Genomic DNA, 21,075 nt, shown 5'->3' on the forward strand with positions numbered 1-21,075 from the left:
CGTTTCACAACGAGTAGCTGAAGAGGACAAGGCCAAACCAGAACGCCCGGGCTCACAAGGCCTACCGGCAATCGCTCCTCAACCTGCCCTTGCCGGCCGCGCGTCTTGCGTTGATTTGACACCATGATTCAAGCCCGAGTCGAAGGCGCACGCGGCGCGAAAACCGCATCCGCAGCCACCTGTGCAAAAATCAATCTCACGCTTGACGTCCTGGGCAAGCGCAGTGACGGTTACCACGAATTGGATTCCGTGGTCATCGGGGTGGGGCTTTTCGATGAATTGCACCTCTCCCAAACAGCCGACAGCGACTTTCAATTCGCCTGCGAGCATGCTGAACTGGCAACCGAGGACAATCTCGTGGTGCGAGCAGTCCGGCTGGTGGAACGGGTGATTCCCGGCAGTGCCAGGAGTGACCCGACCCGCCCTGAATCACCGACGGCCGGTCGGCAGCTTCGTCTCGAGAAGCGGATTCCAGTCGGCGGCGGGCTTGGTGGTGGGAGCGGCAACGCCGCCGGTACGCTTGCGCTGCTTAACAGGGCGATGGAGATGAACTGGAGTTGCGCCAGGCTCGGCGAACTCGGCGCGGAACTCGGATCAGACGTTCCGCTGTTCTTTCACCTTCCGGCGGCGCGGGTGCGAGGGAGGGGCGAACGCGTCGAACCAGTGAATATGGCGTGGTCAGGTTGGGTACTGCTCGTTCATGTCGCCTGCAATGTATCCACGGCTGCCGTCTACGCAGCACTTCGCCCTGAGCACTACAAAGGGCGAGAGCGTCCCGATCCTGCCGCGATCGCGCGGGTACGCTCCTCCAGCGAACTCATGGCCGTCTGCCGTAACGACCTCGAGCCAGCCGTAGCGCGCGTCGCTCCGCGTGTCGCCGCGGTTCAGTGTTGCCTCAGGGACTGGGAGATGGGTACCTTTCGGATCAGCGGAGCCGGATCCGTGCTGTATCACCTTTTCGACGACGAGGCGTCGGCCCAACATGCCGCGAAGCGGGTCCAGGAAAGAGACCCTTCGCTCTGCACTTACGTCGTGCCGGCGCCCGTGGGAATGCGTTTGGACTCTTGACCGGAGGAACTGATGGAAATCACCGATGTTCAGATCAGACTTGTTCGCCGTCCGACCGACCGCCTACGGGCCTTCTGTAACGTGACCTTCGACGATGAATTCGTCATTCGCGACATGAAGATCGTTGACGGCGCGAACGGGCTTTTTGTGGCCATGCCTTCCCGCAAGGTCAACGCCGGCGAGGGCGACGTGGACAACGAAGGCCGTCAGCGGCAGTACCGCGATATCGCCCATCCGATTACGACCGCATTTCGGGAGAAACTGCAGGAGCGCGTGCTCGACGCCTACGAGGATGAGATGGCCGCGGCCAAGGCTCACGGCAGCTATGAGTACTCGGACGAAAGCGACGAGGAATTCGAGGGTGCCACGCCGAAAGCTCCGGCGCGGGGGAACGGCGGGCGTGGATCGGCGCCTCGGCGAAGCACGGGAACCGGCGGCGGCGGGTCGAAGGGTGATCGCCAGCCCACGGAGTATGATGAGCTGATCGCCGGACTCCGCGGCCGGCCGGCCGGCGGCGAAGGTCGGCGCGATCATGGCGGACGTCCCACAGGAGAATCACGTGGGCGCGACGTCGGTTCGCGCGGCGAGCGCGGCGGTAAGGACCAGCGCGGCCGAGGAACCGGTAATCGGCGCGGCCAGAGCTCCGAGGAAGGTCATCGGGGAGAGCGCCGCGAAGCGCCGTCGAGGCGGCCTCGCAGGGATGAACAGGCTGCACCGGCGACCGGTCGGCGATCCTCGAATCCACCTCCACCGGCACCGGAGCCGATCGATCTGACAGAGCCGGATCACGGAGTGGAGACCGAAGCGGAGATCGAGGGATTCGGCGCGGGCATTCTCGGGGATGCATCGGAGCCGTCCCAGCAGGCGTCCAAGGGCACGAGCGGGCGGGGTCAGAGCCCGAAGCGTACGCCAAAGCCGGCAGGCCGATCGAGCGAATCTCAAACGCCACCTCCTCCGCCGGCCGATGAAGTGAGAATCGAAGACACGGCCGAGGTCGAGGAAACGGACGATGCCCGTGAAGATACGCAGGCATTCGGTGCAGGGATTCTCTAGAAGAAGCCACGAAGCGACGAAGGCACGGAGCCACGAAGGGAAGAAGAGGAAGGCAATAGGCAATAGGCAATAGGCAGAGTGTTGGGCTTGTTCGCACGCAAGCTACAGCCGGTATTGCGGGCGTAGGACCAATCGTTTGGGCGAGGCCGCTTGGGAGCAGTTTGATGTCGAAATCGACGGATACGATGGAGAAGATCGTCGCCCTGTGCCGCCGCCGAGGGTTCATCTTCGGCAGCAGCGAGATCTACGGCGGCATTGGCGGCTTTTGGGACTACGGCCCGCTCGGCGTCGAGCTCAAGCGAAACATCAAGGACGCCTGGTGGAAGGACATGGTCCACACCCCCCCGCCGGGTCCCAACGGCCGGGAGTACCAGATGGTCGGCGTGGACTGCTCGATCATCATGAACCCCAAGGTGTGGGAGGCCAGCGGGCACGTGGGGGGATTTCGTGATCCGATGGTCACTTGCAAGACTGAAGGCTGCAAAGGGCTCTTTCGCGCGGACCAACTCGAGAGTACGCCTTGTCCGCTGAAGCCGAGTATGAATGCAGGTGCTTTCGAAAAGTGCAGCCTCACGGAACCCCGCGCCTTCAACCTTATGTTCGAGACCTTTGTCGGTGCGCTGCAAGACGCCACCAGCAAGGCCTACCTCCGCCCCGAAACGGCCCAGGGCATCTTCGCCAACTTCAAGAACGTGATGGACACGTCGCGGGTGAAAATTCCCTTCGGCATCGCCCAGGTGGGCAAGGCCTTCCGCAACGAAATCAACCCACGCAATTACACCTTCCGCTCCCGGGAGTTCGAGCAGATGGAGATCGAATTCTTCTGCCGGCCGAGCGAATCGATGGAGTGGTACGAGTTCTGGCGGGACACGCGGATCAAGTGGTATGAGTCGTTGGGCATCAAAAGCGACAAGCTTCGGCCGCGGCAGCAGGACAAGGACGAGCTGGCCCACTACAGCAAGGCCTGTACGGACATCGAGTACCTATTCCCCTTCTCCGAGGAGCCACAGGAGCTAGAAGGTGTCGCGCATCGCGGATCATTCGACTTGAACCAGCACGGAGAATTCTCGCGCGGAGACAAAGAGGCCTTCGCGGTCGTGGACGACGAGACCAAGGAGAAGTTCACACCGCACGTCGTGGAGCCTTCGGCCGGTGCCGATCGTTTCACGCTGGCGGTGCTCTGCGAGGCGTACAGCTTCGATGAGTCGCGGGCCAGCCCGGAGTTCATGAAGTTCCATCCGCGGCTGGCGCCGATCAAGGCAGCCATCTTTCCGCTGGTGGCCAAGGATGGGCTGCCGGAAATCGCCGAGCCGATCTACCGCGAGATTCGCAGGCACATGCCCTGCCAGTACGACCCCAAGCAGTCCATCGGCAAGCGTTACGCGCGCATGGACGAGGCCGGCACGCCCTTCTGCTTCACCATCGACGGCCAGACCAAGGAGGACGGCACGGTCACGGTCCGCAACCGCGACGACGCGAGTCAGGAGCGGATATCCAGGGAAGGCGTGCTGAGGTATCTGCACGAGAGGCTCGGACTGTAGGCGCAGTGTCTCTGAAATATCTTCGCCCGGTGTAGCATCATAATGAGCTTGTTCGCGCACAAGGAGAAATGTCGAAGGCGACTCGACAACGAGACCATTGTCACACCTGTAGGGCAGTTTCTCCCGCGCGCGGTCTTTGCCTCGGTTGACACAAAGTATCGCACTCCAGATACTTCACATGGCATCACGCATGGCGGGGATCTGTTCGCGTGGGAAGACGACGAGGCTCACCTAGAACTGCTCCGAGTAGGCCTGCCATTTGAAACGCCTGACGGTGAAGTGCTAGGGTGTCAGGTGGCGGTTTGGCGTTTCCATGTCTTGCGTAACATGCACTCGGTGTTGTTTGACTGCAGTTGGATTGACTTCCCGCTCAGCGCCAAGGGAGGTGTCGATTGCGGCGAGCACCTTGACGCACAAACATGGGACTGTCTGGGACACCGCATAGCACTTGGCACTGAGGACACCCATAGCCTTGCGTATCGCGCTAAGGCGCGCTATGAGATGCCCGCCCGATTTGCGCGGGAACTGAGTCCGAGTTCGCGGGTTCGCTCTGACGGTATTCAGGTCTCCACAGGCCTCAACGTCATTCAGTTTCTGCACGATGGAATCCGCGTTGCACTCCCGTCCTTGGATCCGGGCGAGAGGTGCCAAGTGCATTTCGTCGTCGCGTGGGGGACCCCCGCGAACGAGAATGACAGGACAGCGTGGTTTGCGATAGATATTCCAGCCAAGAAGCTCGTGGAGTTAGGTGGTTGCGAGTAACCGAAACACGCGGACAAACCCGTGGGCGCTGTCGCCAGCGAAATGCCGACTCCAACGCCCATCGGGCTTGATCCTTGCTCTTCTTGCGCGCGGCCTGCGACTTCGGCTTGCTCTTGTCCGGATAGGGCGGCGGAAGTTCGCGCGGATCGTCCGCGATGCGCTTTTTCAGATTATCGATGCCCGTCTGGAGCTGGGCATCGATACCCTTGAGCACGTCGCCGGGCATATTCTGCACTTCGATGTCCGGCTCGACGCCGCGACCCTCGATGATCCATTTTCCGGCGAGGTTGTAGGGCCCGAACTGCGGAGGGGTAGTCCCTCCGCCGTCCACCAGCGGCTGGTGCCGTTCATTATCCCCAACCCCCGCCCCACGTGCGCGTGCCGATCAACGGAGCGAGCTTCCACGTTTTGACTGTTTCCACACTTTCCCGAAGCCTCGCCCGGTAACGCAGCAATCCCACCGAACCTCGGCTCTTGGATTCGAGTTGCCGGACACCGCGCCAGGCTTGAGCGGGGCTGTATGGAACGTAGACTGCGGCCGTATCCCCTGGCATATGTCGGGCAGCAAGACCGCATCTGGAGCCGCACGATGACCCTGCTCATTCTCTACGCCCTGCTCGCCTTGGGCGTGTCCTTTCTTTGTTCCCTTCTTGAAGCGAGCCTCCTCAGCCTGCCCCGCAGTCAGGTTGAGACCCTGGTGGCGGAGGGTTCCCCCGCCGGACGAAGTATGAAGGGCCTGAAGGAGAACATCGACCGCCCGCTGGCAGCGATTCTGACGCTCAACACCATCGCCCACACCGTGGGCGCGGCCGGCGTCGGTGCTCAGGCCGCTGTAATGTTCGGCGACGCTGCCGTGGGGGTGGCGAGTGGCGTCATGACCTTCGCAATCCTGGTCTTCAGCGAGATCATCCCCAAGACGCTCGGGGCGGTGCATGCCGGCCGGATGGTGGGCATGACCGCGTACATTATCCGGGCCATGATCGTGATCTGTCTGCCGATGATCGTCGCGCTCGAATGGATGAACCGCATGATCGGCTACCAGCGTCATCGTGAGCAGATCAGTCGTATGGAGGTGTTCGCCACGGTTCGCCTGGGACGGGAAGGAGGCGCGCTCGGCGATCGCGAATTCCACGTGATTTCGAATCTCATGGCACTGGGCTCGGTACGCGTATCGGAGATCCTCACGCCGCGGACCGTGGTCTTCGCCCTGCCTGTTGAACAGCCAATCGCCGCGGCCGCGGAAGCCAGTCCTCCCATACGATTTGCGCGTATCCCGGTGTATCGCGGCACCGTCGAGAAGATCGTCGGTTACGTCGCTCGCTATGACCTTTACAAAGCGGCTGCGGAAGGACGGGGAGAAGAGACACTGGGCGCCATCCGCCGGCCGATACTTTTCGTACCCGAGCTTGGCTCCGTGGCGGATGCGCTCGCCCAGCTTCTTGACCGCAACGAACACATTGCCGCCGTGGTCGATGAGCACGGCGGATTCGAGGGCATCGTAACGCTCGAAGATGCCCTCGAAACGCTGCTGGGGCAGGAGATCGTCGACGAAACCGACCCAGTGGCCAACATGCAGCGCCTGGCCGGCAAGCTGGCGCAACGACGAGCGACGCGGATAGATCGACGGGACTGACTCAACACATGGTCAGTGTTTGATCGGTCCCGCCGACCGTCCGCAAAGAGCCTACGACTTCGGCTTGCTCTTGTCCGGATACGGCGGCGGCGGCGGAAGATCGCGCGGATCGTCGCCGATACGTTTCCTTAGATTATCAATTCCGGCCTGGAGCTGGGCATCGATGCCCTTGAGCACGTCGCCGGGCATATTCTGTACCTCGATGTCCGGCTCGACGCCGCGACCTTCGATGATCCATTTCCCGGCGAGGTTGTAGGGCCCGAACTGCGGAGGCGTTGTACCCCCGCCGTCCACCAGTGGCTGATGCAGCTCGATGCCCACGGCGCCGCCCCAGGTACGCATGCCGATCAGCGGAGCGAGCTTGTGTGTCTTGACTGTCTCGGAGAAGAGCTCGCCGTCCGATCCCGTGTCCTCGTTGAGCAGGACGACGAGGTGGCCGTTGAAGACGCGCTCCGGGTCCGGGATTGGTTTGCCCTCGCGCGGTTTGGTGATGGAGGAAAGCTCGCGCTCCAGCCGGTCGATGATCATTCGCGAGGTGAACCCTCCGCCGTTGGCCCGAACATCAACAATCAGGCCCTTCTTGTAGTACTGCGGGTAAAACGCCTTGGCGAACTCGATCAGACCCTGTTCGCCCATATTGGGAATGTGCAGGTAGCCGATCTGACCGTTGCTGGCCTGGTCGACGAACGCCCCGTTGCGTTCTACCCAATCGCGATAACGCACCGAGCCTTCGCTGCGCGTGGTGCGAATGCGGCATGACTTGGCGCCCTCGGCGCTGGGCCGATCGTTATAGCTGATCGTAACGATGGTTCCGGCCTTGTTCAGAAGCCGCTCGTGGAGGTTCTCGCCGACGCCGATCTCCTTTCCATCGATCGAAATAAGGTAGTCGCCTTCACGAACACCGCATCCGGGTTCGGCAAGCGGGCCGCGCTCGTCCTCGTCCCACGGTGTGCCGGGGTAGATACGCGTAATGCGGTAATAGTCCGCGCTCCCGTCGCGGGCGAAGTCGGCACCGAGCAGTCCGATGGGAACGCGGCGGGCGTCGCGCTCGATATCGCCGCCGAAGACATAGGTATGCCCGATGTTGAGCTCGCTGATCATCTCCCCGATGACATAGTTCAGGTCGCCGCGGTTGCCGCAGTCGGGAACGAGCTTGCGGTATTTTTCGCGCATCGCCTGCCAGTCCACGCCGTGCATGTTCGGGTCATAGAACCAGTCACGCTGCACACGCCAGGCTTCGTCGAATATCTGGAGAAACTCCTTGAGGCGATCAACGGTAATGAAGGCGTGCGATAGATCGACCTCGCCATCACCCACCTTGCCCTTGGCGTGCACATCGACCACACCATAGGTCGAGCCCGCCCGGTAGACGAGCTTCTTGCCGTCCGGCGAGAGGTGATAGTTGTTGATCCGGCCGAGCACTTCCGAAGTCTCGGCGTCATCGAGCTTGTAGCTCATTAAGTTAAGCCTGTCAGAAGTCCCGTCGTCCACATATTGATACTTTTCAAACTGATTCTTGCTGCGCGACAGGAAGAGCAGGCCCTTGTCCGTGGCTTCGAGCCGGAAGTAGTTGCCGGGTTCGACCCCCTTGGCGGCGATGATCCGCCGGCCGATGCCCTCGAAGTCGATATCGACCTTGACACCGTCTGATTTCTTTGATTCGACCTTCTTCTCACCGGCGGAGTCCTCCTTGGGCCGGTCACCCTCGCCCTTGGACGCGGCGTCCGCGGTCTCGCCTTTTGTCTCTTTCGACTCCTTCACTTCTTCCTCAACGACCTTCGGCGCGAACGGCGAAGCCTCATCGGTCTTGAGCAGCACGATGTGCGGAACGGTCATATCGAGGAAGATGTGGTTCTGATCGACGAATCCCATAATCGGCGCGAAGTGACGCATGGAGAGGAAGTAGAGGTACCGACCTTTCGGATCCCAGGTCGGACTCCAGTCGGAGGTCATTTCACTGGTGACGCGATGAATGGAGGCGTCGTCCAGCGAGTATATGAAGATCGACTCGTAGAGGCTCTGCTCAAGCTTCGAGTAGGCGATCCAACGGCTGTCCGGCGACCAGGCGTAGTCCTGGATGCCCCAGCGGTTCCAGCCGTCGTCGTATTCACCCTGGTCGACAACGGTGATTGCACCGGTCTCCGCGTTGACCAGGTTCAGCTTCAAGAACTTGTCGGAGAACATGAGCCACTTGCCGTCCGGCGACCACTCCGGTTGGCGGCGAAAGCCCATCCCGCCCGTGGTAAGCCGGCGCGGTTCCTCCTGCCCGTTCGGATCGGCAAGGTAAAGTTCCTCTTCGCCGGTCCGGTCTGAGAAGAAAGCGATCCACTTCCCGTCAGGTGACCAAACTGCGTCTTTCTCCCGGGAGCCGGGCGCGTCGGTAACGTTCACGAACGTGCCCCCGTCGTCCTCCACGGGCACGTTCACCACTTCGCCCCGTACATCCAGCACGAGCCGCTTGCCGGTCGGCGAGAGCCGGAACGAACCTGTCCGCGGCTCGACATCTACCAGTTCGGGTCGCATGCGAACGCGGTCGGAGGGAATCACGGCCTGTACCTCCCGAGACTCGCCTGTCGCAAGATCGAGCAGGTGCAGCTTCTCCTCGTACTGGTAGACGATTTTGCCCGTTCCAATAGACGGGAACTTCACGTCGTAGTCGCGGTAGTCCGTGAGGCGCGTGACACTTCCCGACGAAACGTCGTAGCGAAAGATGTTCAACGTGCCAAAATCGCGATCCGACGTGAAATAGATCGCGTCGCCTTCCCACATCGGGTAATTATCCGTGCCGACCCAGTCGGTGATCTTGTGGTAATCGCCCTTGGCCAGACTACCGAGCCAGAGGTCCTGGGCGGTGCCGCCCTGGTGCCGCTTCCACGTGCGATTCTCCCGGCTGATGCGGTTGTAGACGATCATCGTCGCATCGGGTGAGAGCGCCGTCAGCCCGGCGCGGTCCACGGGGAGCTTTTCGGGCATTCCACCGTCAATGGAAACCTTGTAGATCATTTCGGCGCGCGATGGGTACTCCCGACGCGAACGGAAGAAAATGTGCTTGCCGTCGGGGAACCAGCCAAGTACGCCGTCGTTGGCCGGGTGGAAGGTCAGGCGCTTGGGCATTCCGCCGTCAACGCTCATCACGAAAACATCCGTGTCGCCGTCGTATTCGGCGCTGAAGGCTACCCAGCGCCCGTCGGGTGAGAACTTGGCCCACGTTTCCGCGCCGGGGTCACTGGTGATACGACGGGCTTCGCCCCCGTCGGTTGAGACGAGCCAGAGGTCGTCCTCGTAGGTGAACACGATCAGGTCGTCATGGACATCCGCGTAACGCATCAGATGGGTCTGACCCCATGCAGCCGGGCTCAGGACGGCAATCAGGCAGATCGACAGCAAGGTTCGGATGGAAGCTGACATGGCTCGCAGATCCTTTCGTAGGCAGGCCGATTCGATGATCCCTCCAATCAGATCGAGCAGTTTCGCCGACCGGGCCGACTTGTTCCAGTCGTGAACCGTGAGAAGTTGCGTTCCCTTCGCCGGGGGCTTACAACAAGCCCGAAGCAGGCGCGGACGGCGTACGTGGCGCGGTCTCGACCGGGCGACAAAATGGACCCGGCCGGCTTTGGTTCCGCCTGCCTACCCCGCCAGACTCGGAGACTTCGGCATGAAGGAACTGCTCGATCGCTTCCTGCGCTACGTCAAGGTCGAAACCACCGCCGTAGAGGAAACGGAGGACTATCCGAGTTCGCCCGGCCAATTCGACCTCGCCCGGATGCTCGTCGAAGAGCTCAAGGCGCTCGGGCTTGACGACGCAGTGATGGATAAATTCGGCATCGTCATGGCGACGGTGCCGGCGACGGTCAAAGCAGCCCCCACCATTGCGTGGCTGGCACACATGGATACATCCCCGGAATTCACGGCCAAGGACGTCAAGCCACAGGTCATGCGCAACTACAACGGCAAAGATATCGTCCTGCCTGGAAACAAGTCGCGGGTGATTCGCGTCGAGGAGAACCCGGAATTGGCCGAGCTCAAGGGCAAGACGCTGATTACCACGGACGGCAACACGCTACTCGGCGCGGACGACAAGAGCGGCGTGGCGGCCATCATGACCGCAGTCGACCATCTGATGCAGAACCGCGATCTCAAGCACGGCCCCATCCGCATCGTCTTCACCTGCGATGAGGAAGTCGGCCGGGGTACCGCGAAGCTCGACCTCAAGAAGATCGGCGCCATCTGTGCCTACACACTGGACGGCGAAAGTGAGGCGGGACTGGAAAACGAGACGTTCTCGGCCGATCTGGCGACCGTGACAATCACCGGACGGAACATCCACCCCGGTTTCGCCAAGGACGTGATGATCAACGCCATTCGGCTTGCGGGTCAATTTATTACGCGGATGCCGTGGCACCGACTCGCCCCGGAGCGAACCAGCGGGCGCGACGGCTTCCTTCACCCTTATGTCATCGAGGGTGGCGTTCCGGAGACCAAGATCCGGATCCTCCTGCGCAGCTTCGTCACAGCCGAGCTCAAGGAACAGGCCAAGGTTCTTAGGAATATCGCAGCGACACTTGAAGCGGAATTTCCCGGAGCGAAAGTGGATGTGTCGATCAAGAAGCAATATCGCAACATGATCGAGTACTTCGAGAAGGAACCGCGCGCCGTGCCGCTGGCGGAGCAGGCTATCCGTAACGCAGGGCTCACGCCGAAGTTCCAGTCCATCCGTGGCGGCACGGACGGCTCGCGCCTCAGCGAGATGGGCCTGCCGACGCCCAACCTCTCCGTGGGCATGCACAATTTCCACTCCCCGCTGGAGTTCGCGTGCCTCGAGCAGATGGAATCGGCCGTGAAGGTGCTGATCGAACTCGCTCAGCTTTGGGGGAAGCAGAAGAAGTAGCTAGCAGGCGAAATGGGGCGCGATCCATTGGAAAGACACTCGTGATGGGTTAGCGTGCGTCGGCTCGGTCCGGGCGCACCAAACGGAATGTTGTATGGGCACTGACCAGGATGCGGCGCAAACTCCTGCCTCGCTGGGGCTCCGTCTGGGCAAGGCGTTTCGCGAAATCAAGCAGCCATTCGTCGACCTCGTTCATGCCCCGCGCGCGCTTTGGGGCGTGAACCTGGGCTACTTCCTGGAGGGCATTGCCTATTGGGGAGTGCTCAATGCCCTCGCGATTCACTTCTCTGATTTCATCTTCGCCGGGATGGAACACGCCGATATCTACTCCCACGACAACGTGCTGGTGCTCTCGGCCGGGATTACCATCGCGATGTTTCTCCTCGGCGGCATACCCGACAAATTCGGGGTCAGATTTGCTTTACTCACTGCGTATGGTCTGATGATCGTCGGACGAGCGTTAATGGCGGCAGCGCCCACCGTAATGGGCCTTCAGCCTGCGGGACTTTGGTCGGCCCTTCAGCTCGTGACCCTCTCCGGCATCCTCTTTGTCGTTGTCGGCTACGGCATGTATCAACCGGCGGCCTACGCGGCCGTTCGACAATTTACGAATCCCAAGACCGCAAGCATGGCCTATGCCATGCTTTACGCAGTGATGAATCTCGGCGGCTGGCTTCCCACATTCGCCTTTCTGATTCGAGACGACGAGTTCCTCGGGTGGGGCATCCCCGGAACATACTGGATCTACACCGGTATTACGGTCGTCTCACTCATCGTCACCGCCGCGATCCTGACGCGCCGGACCGTAAGGGAGGCCGTGGAGAATGCAAAGGCGGAATCGTCCGCGATAAAGGCGGCCGCCCCTGTGTCGGAAGTGAGCGATTCGGCTCCTGAAGTCGCTTCTTCGGAGGCTGCCGTCGAGCTCCTGCATCGCGAGCACGTCCCGGCCCACATGTGGCTCATGTTCTTTGCCGCGATTGGCGCAGTTTATTGGCGCCTTTCCGCTCCTTCAGAACACATTGTTGCCGGAATCTTCGCGGCCATCTGGATTGCTGTGAACCTGGTTCCGCCGACGCGACGATTCCTGGCTCGGCACCCGCTGGCCGATGCCAAGTTCGCATTCTTCATCTTTGCGTTAATTCCCGTGCAGACGTTGTTCACGTACAACTGGCTAATCCTGCCGCAGTACATTTCCCGGGCGTACGCCGGTTGGGTGGGCGATTGGTGGGAGATACCCGTTAACGCCAACCCGCTGATGATCTTCATCTTTGTCCCGATTATCACGGCACTCACGCAGAAGGCGAAAGTCTACAACATGATGATATGGGGCACGCTGGTCATGGGCGCGCCAGCGTTTCTGCTGACGATCGGACCCAATCCCTGGATTCTCTTCACGTACCTCATAACGATGACCGTCGGGGAGGCCATGTGGCAACCTCGCTTCCTCCAGTACGCAGCGGAAATCGCCCCGCCGGGCCGAACGGGAATCTATATCGGCGTGGCTCAGTTTCCTTGGTTCCTGACCAAGCTGCTTGTACCGGCGCTGTACTCTGGTTGGATGCTTGAGCGGTACTGCCCTGCGGAGGGTGCCCGAGATACGTCGACAATGTGGCTGATCTTTGCCTGCATTGCCATGATGTCCCCGGTGGCGCTGCTGCTTGCCCGGGGATGGGTTGGAAAGGACTTCAAGAAGAGGTCGTAGCCGCTCTCTTGCAGGCGGTTGGCATGGCTTGAAATCTTGGGTGCCGCGGCGCCGGACCACCTTGGCGACCCGCACCCACGCCGTCCGCCTGGCCGCCCTTCTTCCCTCCGAAGCCCGTCAATGCTAGTCTGCCCGGCACCGAGACGCCCGGGCGAGCGCGGCACCGGGTTGAGAGTATCGCGACCTGATTCACGCCTGGAGGAACGACGCATGGCCGAACTGGACCCCCGTATCCAGACATCGCTTCCGGAGAACGCCTATCGAGAGCTCAAGCCCGGCGAGTCGTATGTGCCGATGGTGCCGCCGGGCGTGACCGTCCCGGAGATCACGCCCCGGTCAATCCTGTTCGGGCTGGCCATGAACGTGCTCTTCGCCATGGCCGCGACCTACCTGGCGCTGAAGGTCGGGCAGGGCATCGAAACGGCGATTCCGATTTCGATTCTGGCGGTGGGCCTGTCGGGCTTCCTTCTGAAGATCGGCCTGCGCCGCAGCACGATCATCGAGAACATCAACATTCTGGCCATCAGCACGACCAGCGGTATGGTCGCGGGCGGCACGGTCTTCACCATGCCGGCGATTTACCTGCTCGGCTTGAACAAGGAACTCAACCTCTCCGGAACCATGATCTTCATGCACATCTTTCTCGTGCCGTTTCTGGGCGCGATTTTCGGTGTGCTTTTTCTGGTCCCGTTCCGCCGCTATTTCGTGAAGGAGATGCACGGAAAGCTGCCCTTCCCCGAGGCCACGGCGACGAATGAGATTCTCGTCACGGGCCAAAGCGGCGGATCCAACGCGCTCATTCTCGTTTATTCGTTTGTCGTCGCATCGATCTATACGTTTATGACGGCAGCGTTGCGACTCTGGCCGGCCGACTTCACCACCGGCAAGCTGGAGATCGGCTGGACGGAGAAGGTCGGCAAAGCCGCGGAAGGGGCCACCGCCGCCGCTGCGACGGCCGCCTCCGCGTTTGTAGACAAGTCGACTGAGGCCCTGGCATTCACGGGCAAGTTCTGGACGGACATTACGGAGCGGATCAAAGCCGTCGTGGAGATGGGTACAGGGGCCGAATTCCTCGGCCTGGGATTCATCATCGGCGTGCGTTACGCGTCCATCATAATGGCCGGTTCATTCCTCAGCTTCCTGGTCATCACGCCTTTGCTTGCACCCCTGAGCCTGGAAGCGCTTCAATCGATCAATCCGGCGATCTCCAACACCGACGCACAGACCATCTTCTCGAACGTCCCCAAGAACATCGGCATCGGATGTATTTTCACAGCCGGTTTGCTGTCAATTCTCAAGATGGGGAAGGTCATCGTAACAGCACTCCGGGAGGCGCTCGGCAGCCTGTTCCGCAAGTCAGCCGGCCCGTTGACGATCGATCGTACCGATGAAGACATAAGCTATCCGGCGCTCGCCTTCGTCGGACTGATCACGACGGTCGTGATGGCGGCGTATTTCCGATTCCTCGTGTTTAACACGATGGAGAGCGCAAACTTCCTGACCATCATCTCGGTGCTGCTCGCGTTAGGTGTTGCATTTATCTTCATCACGGTCTCGGCATGGGCCATCGCGACGATCTCCGTCACGCCCATCTCGGGTATGACCGTCACGACGATCATTGTCACGGCCGTCGTGCTCAGCGCGGCGGGGCTCGGACGTGGCCCGAACTCGCAGCTCGCCGTGTTGCTCGTCGGAGGCGTCGTGGCGTCCGCCCTGTCCGTGGCCGGAACATTGGTTAGCGAATTCAAACTCGGCTATTGGGCGGGAGCAAGTCCCAAGCGAATCCAATGGAGTTGCATCATCGCATGCGTGCTGGCATCGGCGGTGGTCTCGCTGACAATCATGATGCTGGCCAAGAGCCCCGGCTATGATCCGGAGGTGAGCACCCAGGCGCTTCAGGCCCCGCAGGCTAACTTGATGAAGAGCGCTTTGGACAGTTTCTTGGGGACCGGGCAGGTGCCTTGGCTGCCCTACTGCGTTGGCGTAGTCGTTGCTTTGGCGCTCGAACTGGTCAAGGTGTCTCCGCTGGCCTTCGGACTCGGCATGTACCTACCCATGGGCCTCAACCTCCCGATTCTTGTCGGAGCACTCGTGGCTGCAGCCGTGACCAAGGGTAAGGCCGATCAGGCGACGATGACTGCTCGCCGCAACAAGGGCATTATCATCGCTTCCGGATTCATTGCTGGCGCGGCGATCATCGGCGTCTTGTTGAACGGGCTGGGAAGCTGGTCTTTCACTGAAGATTTCATCAAGTCCCTCGATATTTTCAGCGCGATGGTTCGCGATACCGCGAATCCTGAGGCAAAGGCCGCGGAACTCGGGCGGATGTTCAACTGGTTCGGCCTACTGGCCTTTGGCCTGCTCTGCCTGTTTATCTTCTGGGACGCTCGCCGGGCCAAACCGGAAGAGGGCGCGCCGGAAATCCACATGTGATGGTCGAGCCGCTGGCTCAATATTCGTGATCGCCGAGCACAGGGGCGTCCAAAGCGCCGGACGCCCCTTGCTTTGTTTCGGAACTGTAATTCGCGTGAAGTTGGACTTGGATCGACCACGTCGATTCCTGCAGAATAGCCGTGGTCATCGGGCCGGGAGTCGGAGATCTCATCATGATTCAAAAAGCCGAGGGGACCAAAATCGAAAGCCTCGAGCCGCGCCCGGTTTGGGACGTATTCGCGGGAATTCTGCGCGTTCCGCGACCCTCCAAGCACGAAGAGAAGATTCGCGCCCATATCCTGGGGCTTGCCAAGGAAAAAGGCCTGAAAGCCAAGGAGGACGGTGTCGGAAACATTGTGGTCGACGTACCGGCCACAAAGGGGCACGAAAAGGCCCCGCTCACGGTCCTTCAGGCCCACTTGGACATGGTCTGCGAAAAAACCGGCGACTCCACGCACGACTTCGATCAGGAGGGCATTCACGCTTTTGTCGATCGCGACCCGGCCTCGGGTGAGGCGATTCTGCGGGCCCGCGGAACAACCTTGGGCGCCGACAACGGTATCGGTGTCGCCTTGGCGTTCGCGGCCGCGACGGACAAGGACGTGGTTCACGGCCCCCTCGAATTGCTCTTCACCATCGACGAAGAGGCCGGCATGACGGGAGCCAAGGCGCTGACGCCGCAGTCATTCCGAGGCCGGCGTATGCTCAACCTCGACTCGGAGGAAGACGATCGGATCTACATCGGCTGCGCGGGTGGTTGTGATACCAATCTGACATGGCGATTCGACACCGCGCCGGTCGAGCCCGGATACGAATCAGCCGAGGTCGTAATTTCCGGCCTGCGCGGCGGCCACAGCGGCTGCGACATTCACGAGGGGCGCTCCAGCGCGATCAAGCTCCTGGCTCGCATCCTTTCGCGGTGCGGCGAAGAGAACTTGCGGATCGTCCGAGTCTCCGGTGGCAGCAAACGAAACGCCATCCCACGGGACGCGGCCGCGACCGTCTGTGGGCCCAAGAGTCTGTTCGACCGGTTGGCGCGAACCGCCGAGGAGGTGCGGGCGGAATCGGCGGCGGAGTCATTCGAGCCGTCGGCTAAGATCGAGGTGCGTAAGGCGGCCGATGGGGACGCCGCGTCCGCCATGTCCGCTTCGGATACCCAACGGCTCCTTGATGCCCTGTTGAGTCTTCCGCACGGCGTTTTGGGAATGCACCCCCGTGTCCCAGGTCTCGTGGAGAGCTCGAACAACATCTCGACGATCGCCTCATCGAAGAACGGCTCCAGCCTGCGTGTTGAGGTCGGAACGTTGTCGCGAAGCTCCAGTGATTCGCGAATTGCGGAAGTTCTAGCGCAGATTGAGGCCGTGGCGCGGCTATCCGGTGCGTCCGTGGAAAGGGCGAATGACTATCCGGGGTGGGCGCCAAATCCGCAATCGCCGACGCTGGAGATTGCCCGGAATGTCTACAAAGAGCTATTCGACAACGATCCGGAGGTCGCCGCAATTCACGCCGGGCTGGAATGCGGCATCATCGGCAAGCGCGTGGGCGAGATGGACATGATTTCGATTGGCCCGCGTATCACGGGAGCGCACACACCCGAGGAGTGCGTGTTCATACCCTCTGTGGAAAAGAGCTGGCAGTTCTTGAGCGTTCTGTTGCGCAAACTGGCTGCCGGCTGAGGCGACGGAGGACGGCCTCCACGATGAGCTCAACTGCAACCTCATCCGTCGATCCTATTGCAAAGGAGTCTGAGTCATGAATACGCGGATTCACATCAGCCTGCTTTCCCTGGTCGCGTTTACATCACTCTGCAGCTGCGCCATGGCCCAGCGCATCGTCGATGTCGAGGACGAAATTAAGAAGAAGGCCAGCGAGATCAAGTCCTTTCGGGCCAAGATGACGACTGAGACGAAGATCGACAACGAGTACCTCCACGAATCGAAGCTCGACGCCACCATGGAGTTGTCTCGCGTCGGCGACGATATTCTGTACCGCATGGAAGGCACCATTACCGGCAGGTACATGCCTCCCGAGCGAGCCATGCGCTTTATGGACCGCGACACGCTTACCGTCTGCGACGGCAAGAATATCTATTATTATGTCGACGGAACCCGCGAACGGTTCCCAATCAAGAGCGCCGCCAAGAACCGGATTGACGCTGAAGCTCCTCTGTTTCCGAACGACCGTTTCTTTAACGAACTTCGCACCGACAAGAAACTGGATCTACTTCCCGACGACAAGGTCAATGGGCAGGAGGCGTATGTTATTGTTGCGACTCCACACGACCCCGGAAGGTTTCGCATCAAGCGCAAGATCACCTGGTTCAGCAAGGAAAATGGGCTCATTCTCAAGCAGGTGACGTACGATCTGGACGATACGCCGTACAACACGATGGAGATGACCGACATTCAAACGAATGTGAAGATCGATCCCGCGCGGTTTTCGTTCAAGACCCCGGAAGGCGTTACCGTACAGGACCTGACCCAGGTTGCGGCGCCGGCGGCGACAAGTGCCGCGGAAAAAAAGGCCGACGAGAAAGACGCGGAGTCGGATTCAGCGGGTTCGAACAAGAAGGGATCTGAAATGGATTCCTCGGACGGCCATTCTGCAGAGCCGAAGAAGTAGGCTAAGCGGGCTGCTGAGGCCAATAGCCGCTGGAGGCAGGCATTTTTTCGGGCCGCTACCCACGGAAACGAACGCGACTAGGGCTTGGCCCTGTAGAGTCCCGTCCGGTGGATGTGGTCGCCGACCACCTCCGGCACCAGGAAGCGGATGGACCGTTCGGCGCGGACGCGTGCACGAATTTCCGTGGCGGAGACGTCGATTGTCGGGGTAGCCAGTACGGACTCTTCCAGCCGGCGAATCTGCGCATCCTTTAACAAGGGGCGGAACGCATCCCAGTCGAAGGGACCCGATTCGCGCCGCGCCGCGGTGACGATTCTGCAGGATTCGACCAACTCTGCCACGCGATACCAGGTCGGCAACTCTCGAAGGGAATCGCTCCCGATGATCCAGAAAAACTCCGTTTGCGGACCGAGCATCTCCCGAAAGTGGCGCACGGTGTCCAAGGTGTACGCCGGTCCAGGCCGATCCAAATCCCAACGATCCATGGCAAACAGCGGTTCATCCGCAACCGCCAGCCGGACCATCTCCGCACGATGTTCGGCGGGCGCCAGCTGGTCCGGGGATTTGTGCGGGGGCTGAGCAGCCGGCAGCATCAGAACGCGGTCCAACGACATTTGCTCCGCCACGGCCCGCGCGACGATCAGATGCCCGATATGGATAGGGTCAAAACTTCCGCCGTAAAGCCCGATACGCCGAGGCATGTGATTCTGTTCCGGAGCCGTTCTGCCAGCGCGCGAGTGGCCAGCCGACTTGGCGATGCTATTCCGACCCCTGGGAGGCGTCAAACCACGCGCATACCCCCCGGTCCGAGCCCTTCCCGCCGCGCTCAATCTCGATAGGGATCCCTTCTTTGTCGATCGAACAAACGCTGCAAGGCTGAATTGGTCGATACTGATTCCAGGAAAATCGAATCGCTATGGGCGTCGAAATCGCACATCATCCACCAACAGCCGACTGTCCTGGGACGCGCACACTCGTCGATGTGAGGTCGGACCGGTCGGGCTCGGGCACCGCGCGGCAGCGTTCTTCCACCGGGGTCGACCTGAGTATCGTGCTTGCGACGCGAGGGCGCCTGCCGGTGGTGCGTGATACGCTGCATGCGCTCGAAACGCTCGATTTGCCACGCTCTCAATACGAAGTCATTGTCGTTGACAACGACTCGCGTGACGGGACGCGCGGAGCCGTACGCATGCGGGCAGACCGGCTGATTGGACTCCGCCGGAATCTCGGTAGCTGCGCGAAAGCATTCGGCGTGTCCCGGGCACGTGGTCGGTACGTGCTGTTCCTGGACGATGACTCGGTACCTCGGCCGGGTTCCATCCCGCGCATGCTCGACCGATTCAATAATGATCCGGGACTCGCATGTGCCGGATTCACCGTCGAGCTTCCCGACGGGCGGCGGGAATCAAGTGCCCTTCCCGGCGTGTTTGTCGGCTGCGGGGTTGGATTTCGAACGGATGCCCTCCGTGCCGTCGGAGGGCTCGATCGTTTCCTCTTCATGCAGGCCGAGGAATTTGACGTTTGCTTCCGCATCGCGGAGGCGGGCTGGAAAGTCGGTGTCTTCGCCGATCTTCTTGTCGACCACTTGAAGACGCCTCGTGGGCGTAGGTCAGGGCGGACGGCCTATTTCGACACACGGAACAATCTACTGGTAATCGACCGCCACATTCCCGGTCATGCGCGCGAGGTCTATCGCCGAGACTGGGTCCAGAGATATCGCTGGCTCGCGCTCCGTGAGGGACTCCTTGACGCATGTCGGCGAGGGCAGCGTGATGCGCTACGCATGCTTACGCGGCATTCGGGGATCAACCCCCGCCCGCTTGGACCACGAACATTTGAGGCATTCTTTCGATGGGATGACGTTCACCGTCGGATGGTCGCTTTGGCGGATTCCGGCGTCCGTCGGATCCTTCTGGCGGACCTCGGAAAGAACGTCTTCCCCTTCGTTCGTGGCGCCCGGCTCGCAGGAATCGATCCGATCGCGATTGCCGACGACCGCTTCTGCCGGCCCGGCCGGATCTACCGGGGGATCGCCATCCTCCCCCCCTTCGAAGCTGTTCGTGGCTCCTTTGATGCCGTTGTCGTGGCCAATATGGCGGCAGCCCTGTCAGCGGCCTCTGCAGATCGCTGGCGGAACCGGACGGACCGGCCCGTCCACGACTGGTTCAGCCGACCATGCGTGATCGACCCTGGAGACGCCAAGTAAGCGCGCAGCCGCCAAAGGCCGATAATGATCTGAGGCGATCGGCGATTCCGCAACCCGTGCGGACCTGACCACAAAGCATGGTGCCCGACCGGCATCGCCGTCGCCAATCCCGGGAGCCGAACCGTGGGTAAGAAAACCGCTCTGATTACTGGAGTCACCGGACAAGACGGATCGTACTTGACCGAACTCCTGCTCGGCAAAGGCTACGAAGTCCACGGAGTCATTCGGCGGGCAAGTGTATTCACCACCCAACGCATCGATCATCTCTACCAGGATGTCCACGAGCCGGACCTGCGATTGCGTCTTCATTACGGCGACCTACTCGACCCCATGGGCCTGAGGCGGATCCTGACGGAAGTTGGGCCGGACGAAGTGTACAACTTGGCCGCCCAGTCCCATGTCCGGACGAGCTTTGATCAACCGACGTATACGGCCGAGGTCGTCGCCATCGGCACTTTAAACCTGCTCGAAGCGATCCGCGATTATCGAGACGCATCCGGAAACGAGGTTCGGCTTTACCAGGCTTCAAGTAGCGAGATGTACGGCAAAGTGGCCGAGGTGCCCCAGAACGAACTTACGCCCTTTTATCCACGAAGCCCCTACGCTTGCGCCAAGGTCCATGCCTACTGGCAAACGGTGAATTATCGCGAGGCCTACGGGCTGTTCGCCTGTAACGGCATCCTTTTCAACCACGAATCTCCGCGGCGGGGCGAGACGTTTGTGACTCGGAAGATCACCCGTGCCGCAACGCGGATCAAGCTGGGGCTTCAACGGACACTGCACCTTGGAAACCTCGATGCCCAGCGCGACTGGGGCTTCGCCGGGGATTACGTTCTCGCGATGTGGCTCATGCTCCAGCAGGTCGAACCTGACGACTACGTCATCGCAACCGGCAGAAGCCACAGCGTCCGCGAATTCCTCGAAACCGCATTCCAATATCTCGATTTGGATTGGCGAGAGCATGTTCGGTTCGATCCGCGCTACCTGCGCCCCACGGAAGTCGATTTTCTCCAGGGAGACGCGTCCAAGGCGTGGCGCGCCCTTGCGTGGCAACCGACGATCGACATGACGGAACTCTGTCACATGATGGTCGACGCCGACCTCGCCCTGGCCGAGCGGGAACGAATCCTTGTGGATGCGGGACATCTGCTTGTGGAAGCCTGCTGA

14 protein-coding genes are annotated in these 21,075 nt (G+C 61.0%); 12 read left to right on the plus strand and 2 right to left on the minus strand.

What is annotated here, in order from left to right; all coding sequences use genetic code 11:
• Window positions 1-123: 123 nt before the first annotated feature.
• The 5 genes from ispE to J5J06_17615 all read left to right on the plus strand — a co-directional run bounded on the left by ispE (window position 124) and on the right by J5J06_17615 (window position 6,057).
• Window positions 124-1,068 carry a 4-(cytidine 5'-diphospho)-2-C-methyl-D-erythritol kinase gene (gene ispE, locus J5J06_17595; protein ID MCO6438911.1) on the plus strand — a complete coding sequence of 315 codons (945 nt, stop codon included), beginning with the start codon at window positions 124-126 and terminating at the stop codon, window positions 1,066-1,068.
• A gap of 12 nt (window positions 1,069-1,080) precedes the next feature.
• Window positions 1,081-2,121 carry a septation protein SpoVG family protein gene (locus J5J06_17600; protein MCO6438912.1) on the plus strand — a complete coding sequence of 347 codons (1,041 nt, stop codon included), beginning with the start codon at window positions 1,081-1,083 and terminating at the stop codon, window positions 2,119-2,121.
• 185 nt (window positions 2,122-2,306) lie between these two features.
• The gene (locus tag J5J06_17605) at window positions 2,307-3,662 is read left to right on the plus strand and encodes a glycine--tRNA ligase (GenBank protein ID MCO6438913.1); all 1,356 of its coding nucleotides are present in this window, start codon (window positions 2,307-2,309) and stop codon (window positions 3,660-3,662) included.
• An 829-nt stretch (window positions 3,663-4,491) separates the two neighbouring features.
• The gene (locus J5J06_17610) at window positions 4,492-4,836 is read left to right on the plus strand and encodes a hypothetical protein (GenBank protein MCO6438914.1); all 345 of its coding nucleotides are present in this window, start codon (window positions 4,492-4,494) and stop codon (window positions 4,834-4,836) included.
• Between the two features lie 108 nt (window positions 4,837-4,944).
• The gene (locus tag J5J06_17615) at window positions 4,945-6,057 is read left to right on the plus strand and encodes a DUF21 domain-containing protein (GenBank protein ID MCO6438915.1); all 1,113 of its coding nucleotides are present in this window, start codon (window positions 4,945-4,947) and stop codon (window positions 6,055-6,057) included.
• A gap of 51 nt (window positions 6,058-6,108) precedes the next feature.
• Here the strand turns inward: J5J06_17615 and J5J06_17620 are convergent, their stop codons facing one another.
• Window positions 6,109-9,465, minus strand: a complete 3,357-nt coding sequence (locus tag J5J06_17620; GenBank protein MCO6438916.1) for a PD40 domain-containing protein — start codon at window positions 9,463-9,465, stop codon at window positions 6,109-6,111.
• A gap of 247 nt (window positions 9,466-9,712) precedes the next feature.
• On the opposite strand from J5J06_17620, the gene pepT reads away from it, so the two are divergent.
• The 5 genes from pepT (at window position 9,713) to J5J06_17645 (ending at window position 17,702) form a co-directional block, all read left to right on the plus strand.
• Window positions 9,713-10,945, plus strand: coding sequence for a peptidase T (gene pepT / locus J5J06_17625; GenBank protein ID MCO6438917.1), 1,233 nt, complete (start codon window positions 9,713-9,715; stop codon window positions 10,943-10,945).
• Between the two features lie 94 nt (window positions 10,946-11,039).
• A complete protein-coding gene (locus J5J06_17630; protein MCO6438918.1) occupies window positions 11,040-12,647 on the plus strand; it encodes an MFS transporter in 1,608 nt (535 codons plus the stop codon).
• Window positions 12,648-12,857: 210 nt separating this feature from the next.
• Window positions 12,858-15,080, plus strand: a complete 2,223-nt coding sequence (locus tag J5J06_17635; GenBank protein MCO6438919.1) for an OPT/YSL family transporter — start codon at window positions 12,858-12,860, stop codon at window positions 15,078-15,080.
• A gap of 173 nt (window positions 15,081-15,253) precedes the next feature.
• Entirely contained in the window at window positions 15,254-16,756 is a 1,503-nt protein-coding gene (locus J5J06_17640; protein MCO6438920.1) for an aminoacyl-histidine dipeptidase, read from the plus strand.
• Between the two features lie 76 nt (window positions 16,757-16,832).
• Window positions 16,833-17,702, plus strand: coding sequence for an outer membrane lipoprotein carrier protein LolA (locus J5J06_17645; GenBank protein MCO6438921.1), 870 nt, complete (start codon window positions 16,833-16,835; stop codon window positions 17,700-17,702).
• 77 nt (window positions 17,703-17,779) lie between these two features.
• Here J5J06_17645 and nadD read toward each other — a convergent pair whose 3' ends face one another.
• Complete coding sequence (gene nadD, locus J5J06_17650; GenBank protein MCO6438922.1) at window positions 17,780-18,403, minus strand: nicotinate-nucleotide adenylyltransferase; 624 nt, start codon at window positions 18,401-18,403, stop codon at window positions 17,780-17,782.
• 350 nt (window positions 18,404-18,753) lie between these two features.
• On the opposite strand from nadD, the gene J5J06_17655 reads away from it, so the two are divergent.
• A complete protein-coding gene (locus tag J5J06_17655; GenBank protein ID MCO6438923.1) occupies window positions 18,754-19,908 on the plus strand; it encodes a glycosyltransferase in 1,155 nt (384 codons plus the stop codon).
• A 123-nt stretch (window positions 19,909-20,031) separates the two neighbouring features.
• Window positions 20,032-21,075 carry a GDP-mannose 4,6-dehydratase gene (gene gmd / locus J5J06_17660; GenBank protein ID MCO6438924.1) on the plus strand — a complete coding sequence of 348 codons (1,044 nt, stop codon included), beginning with the start codon at window positions 20,032-20,034 and terminating at the stop codon, window positions 21,073-21,075.

This window comes from Phycisphaerae bacterium, assembly GCA_024102815.1.
Lineage (GTDB): Bacteria > Planctomycetota > Phycisphaerae > UBA1845 > UBA1845 > JAGFJJ01.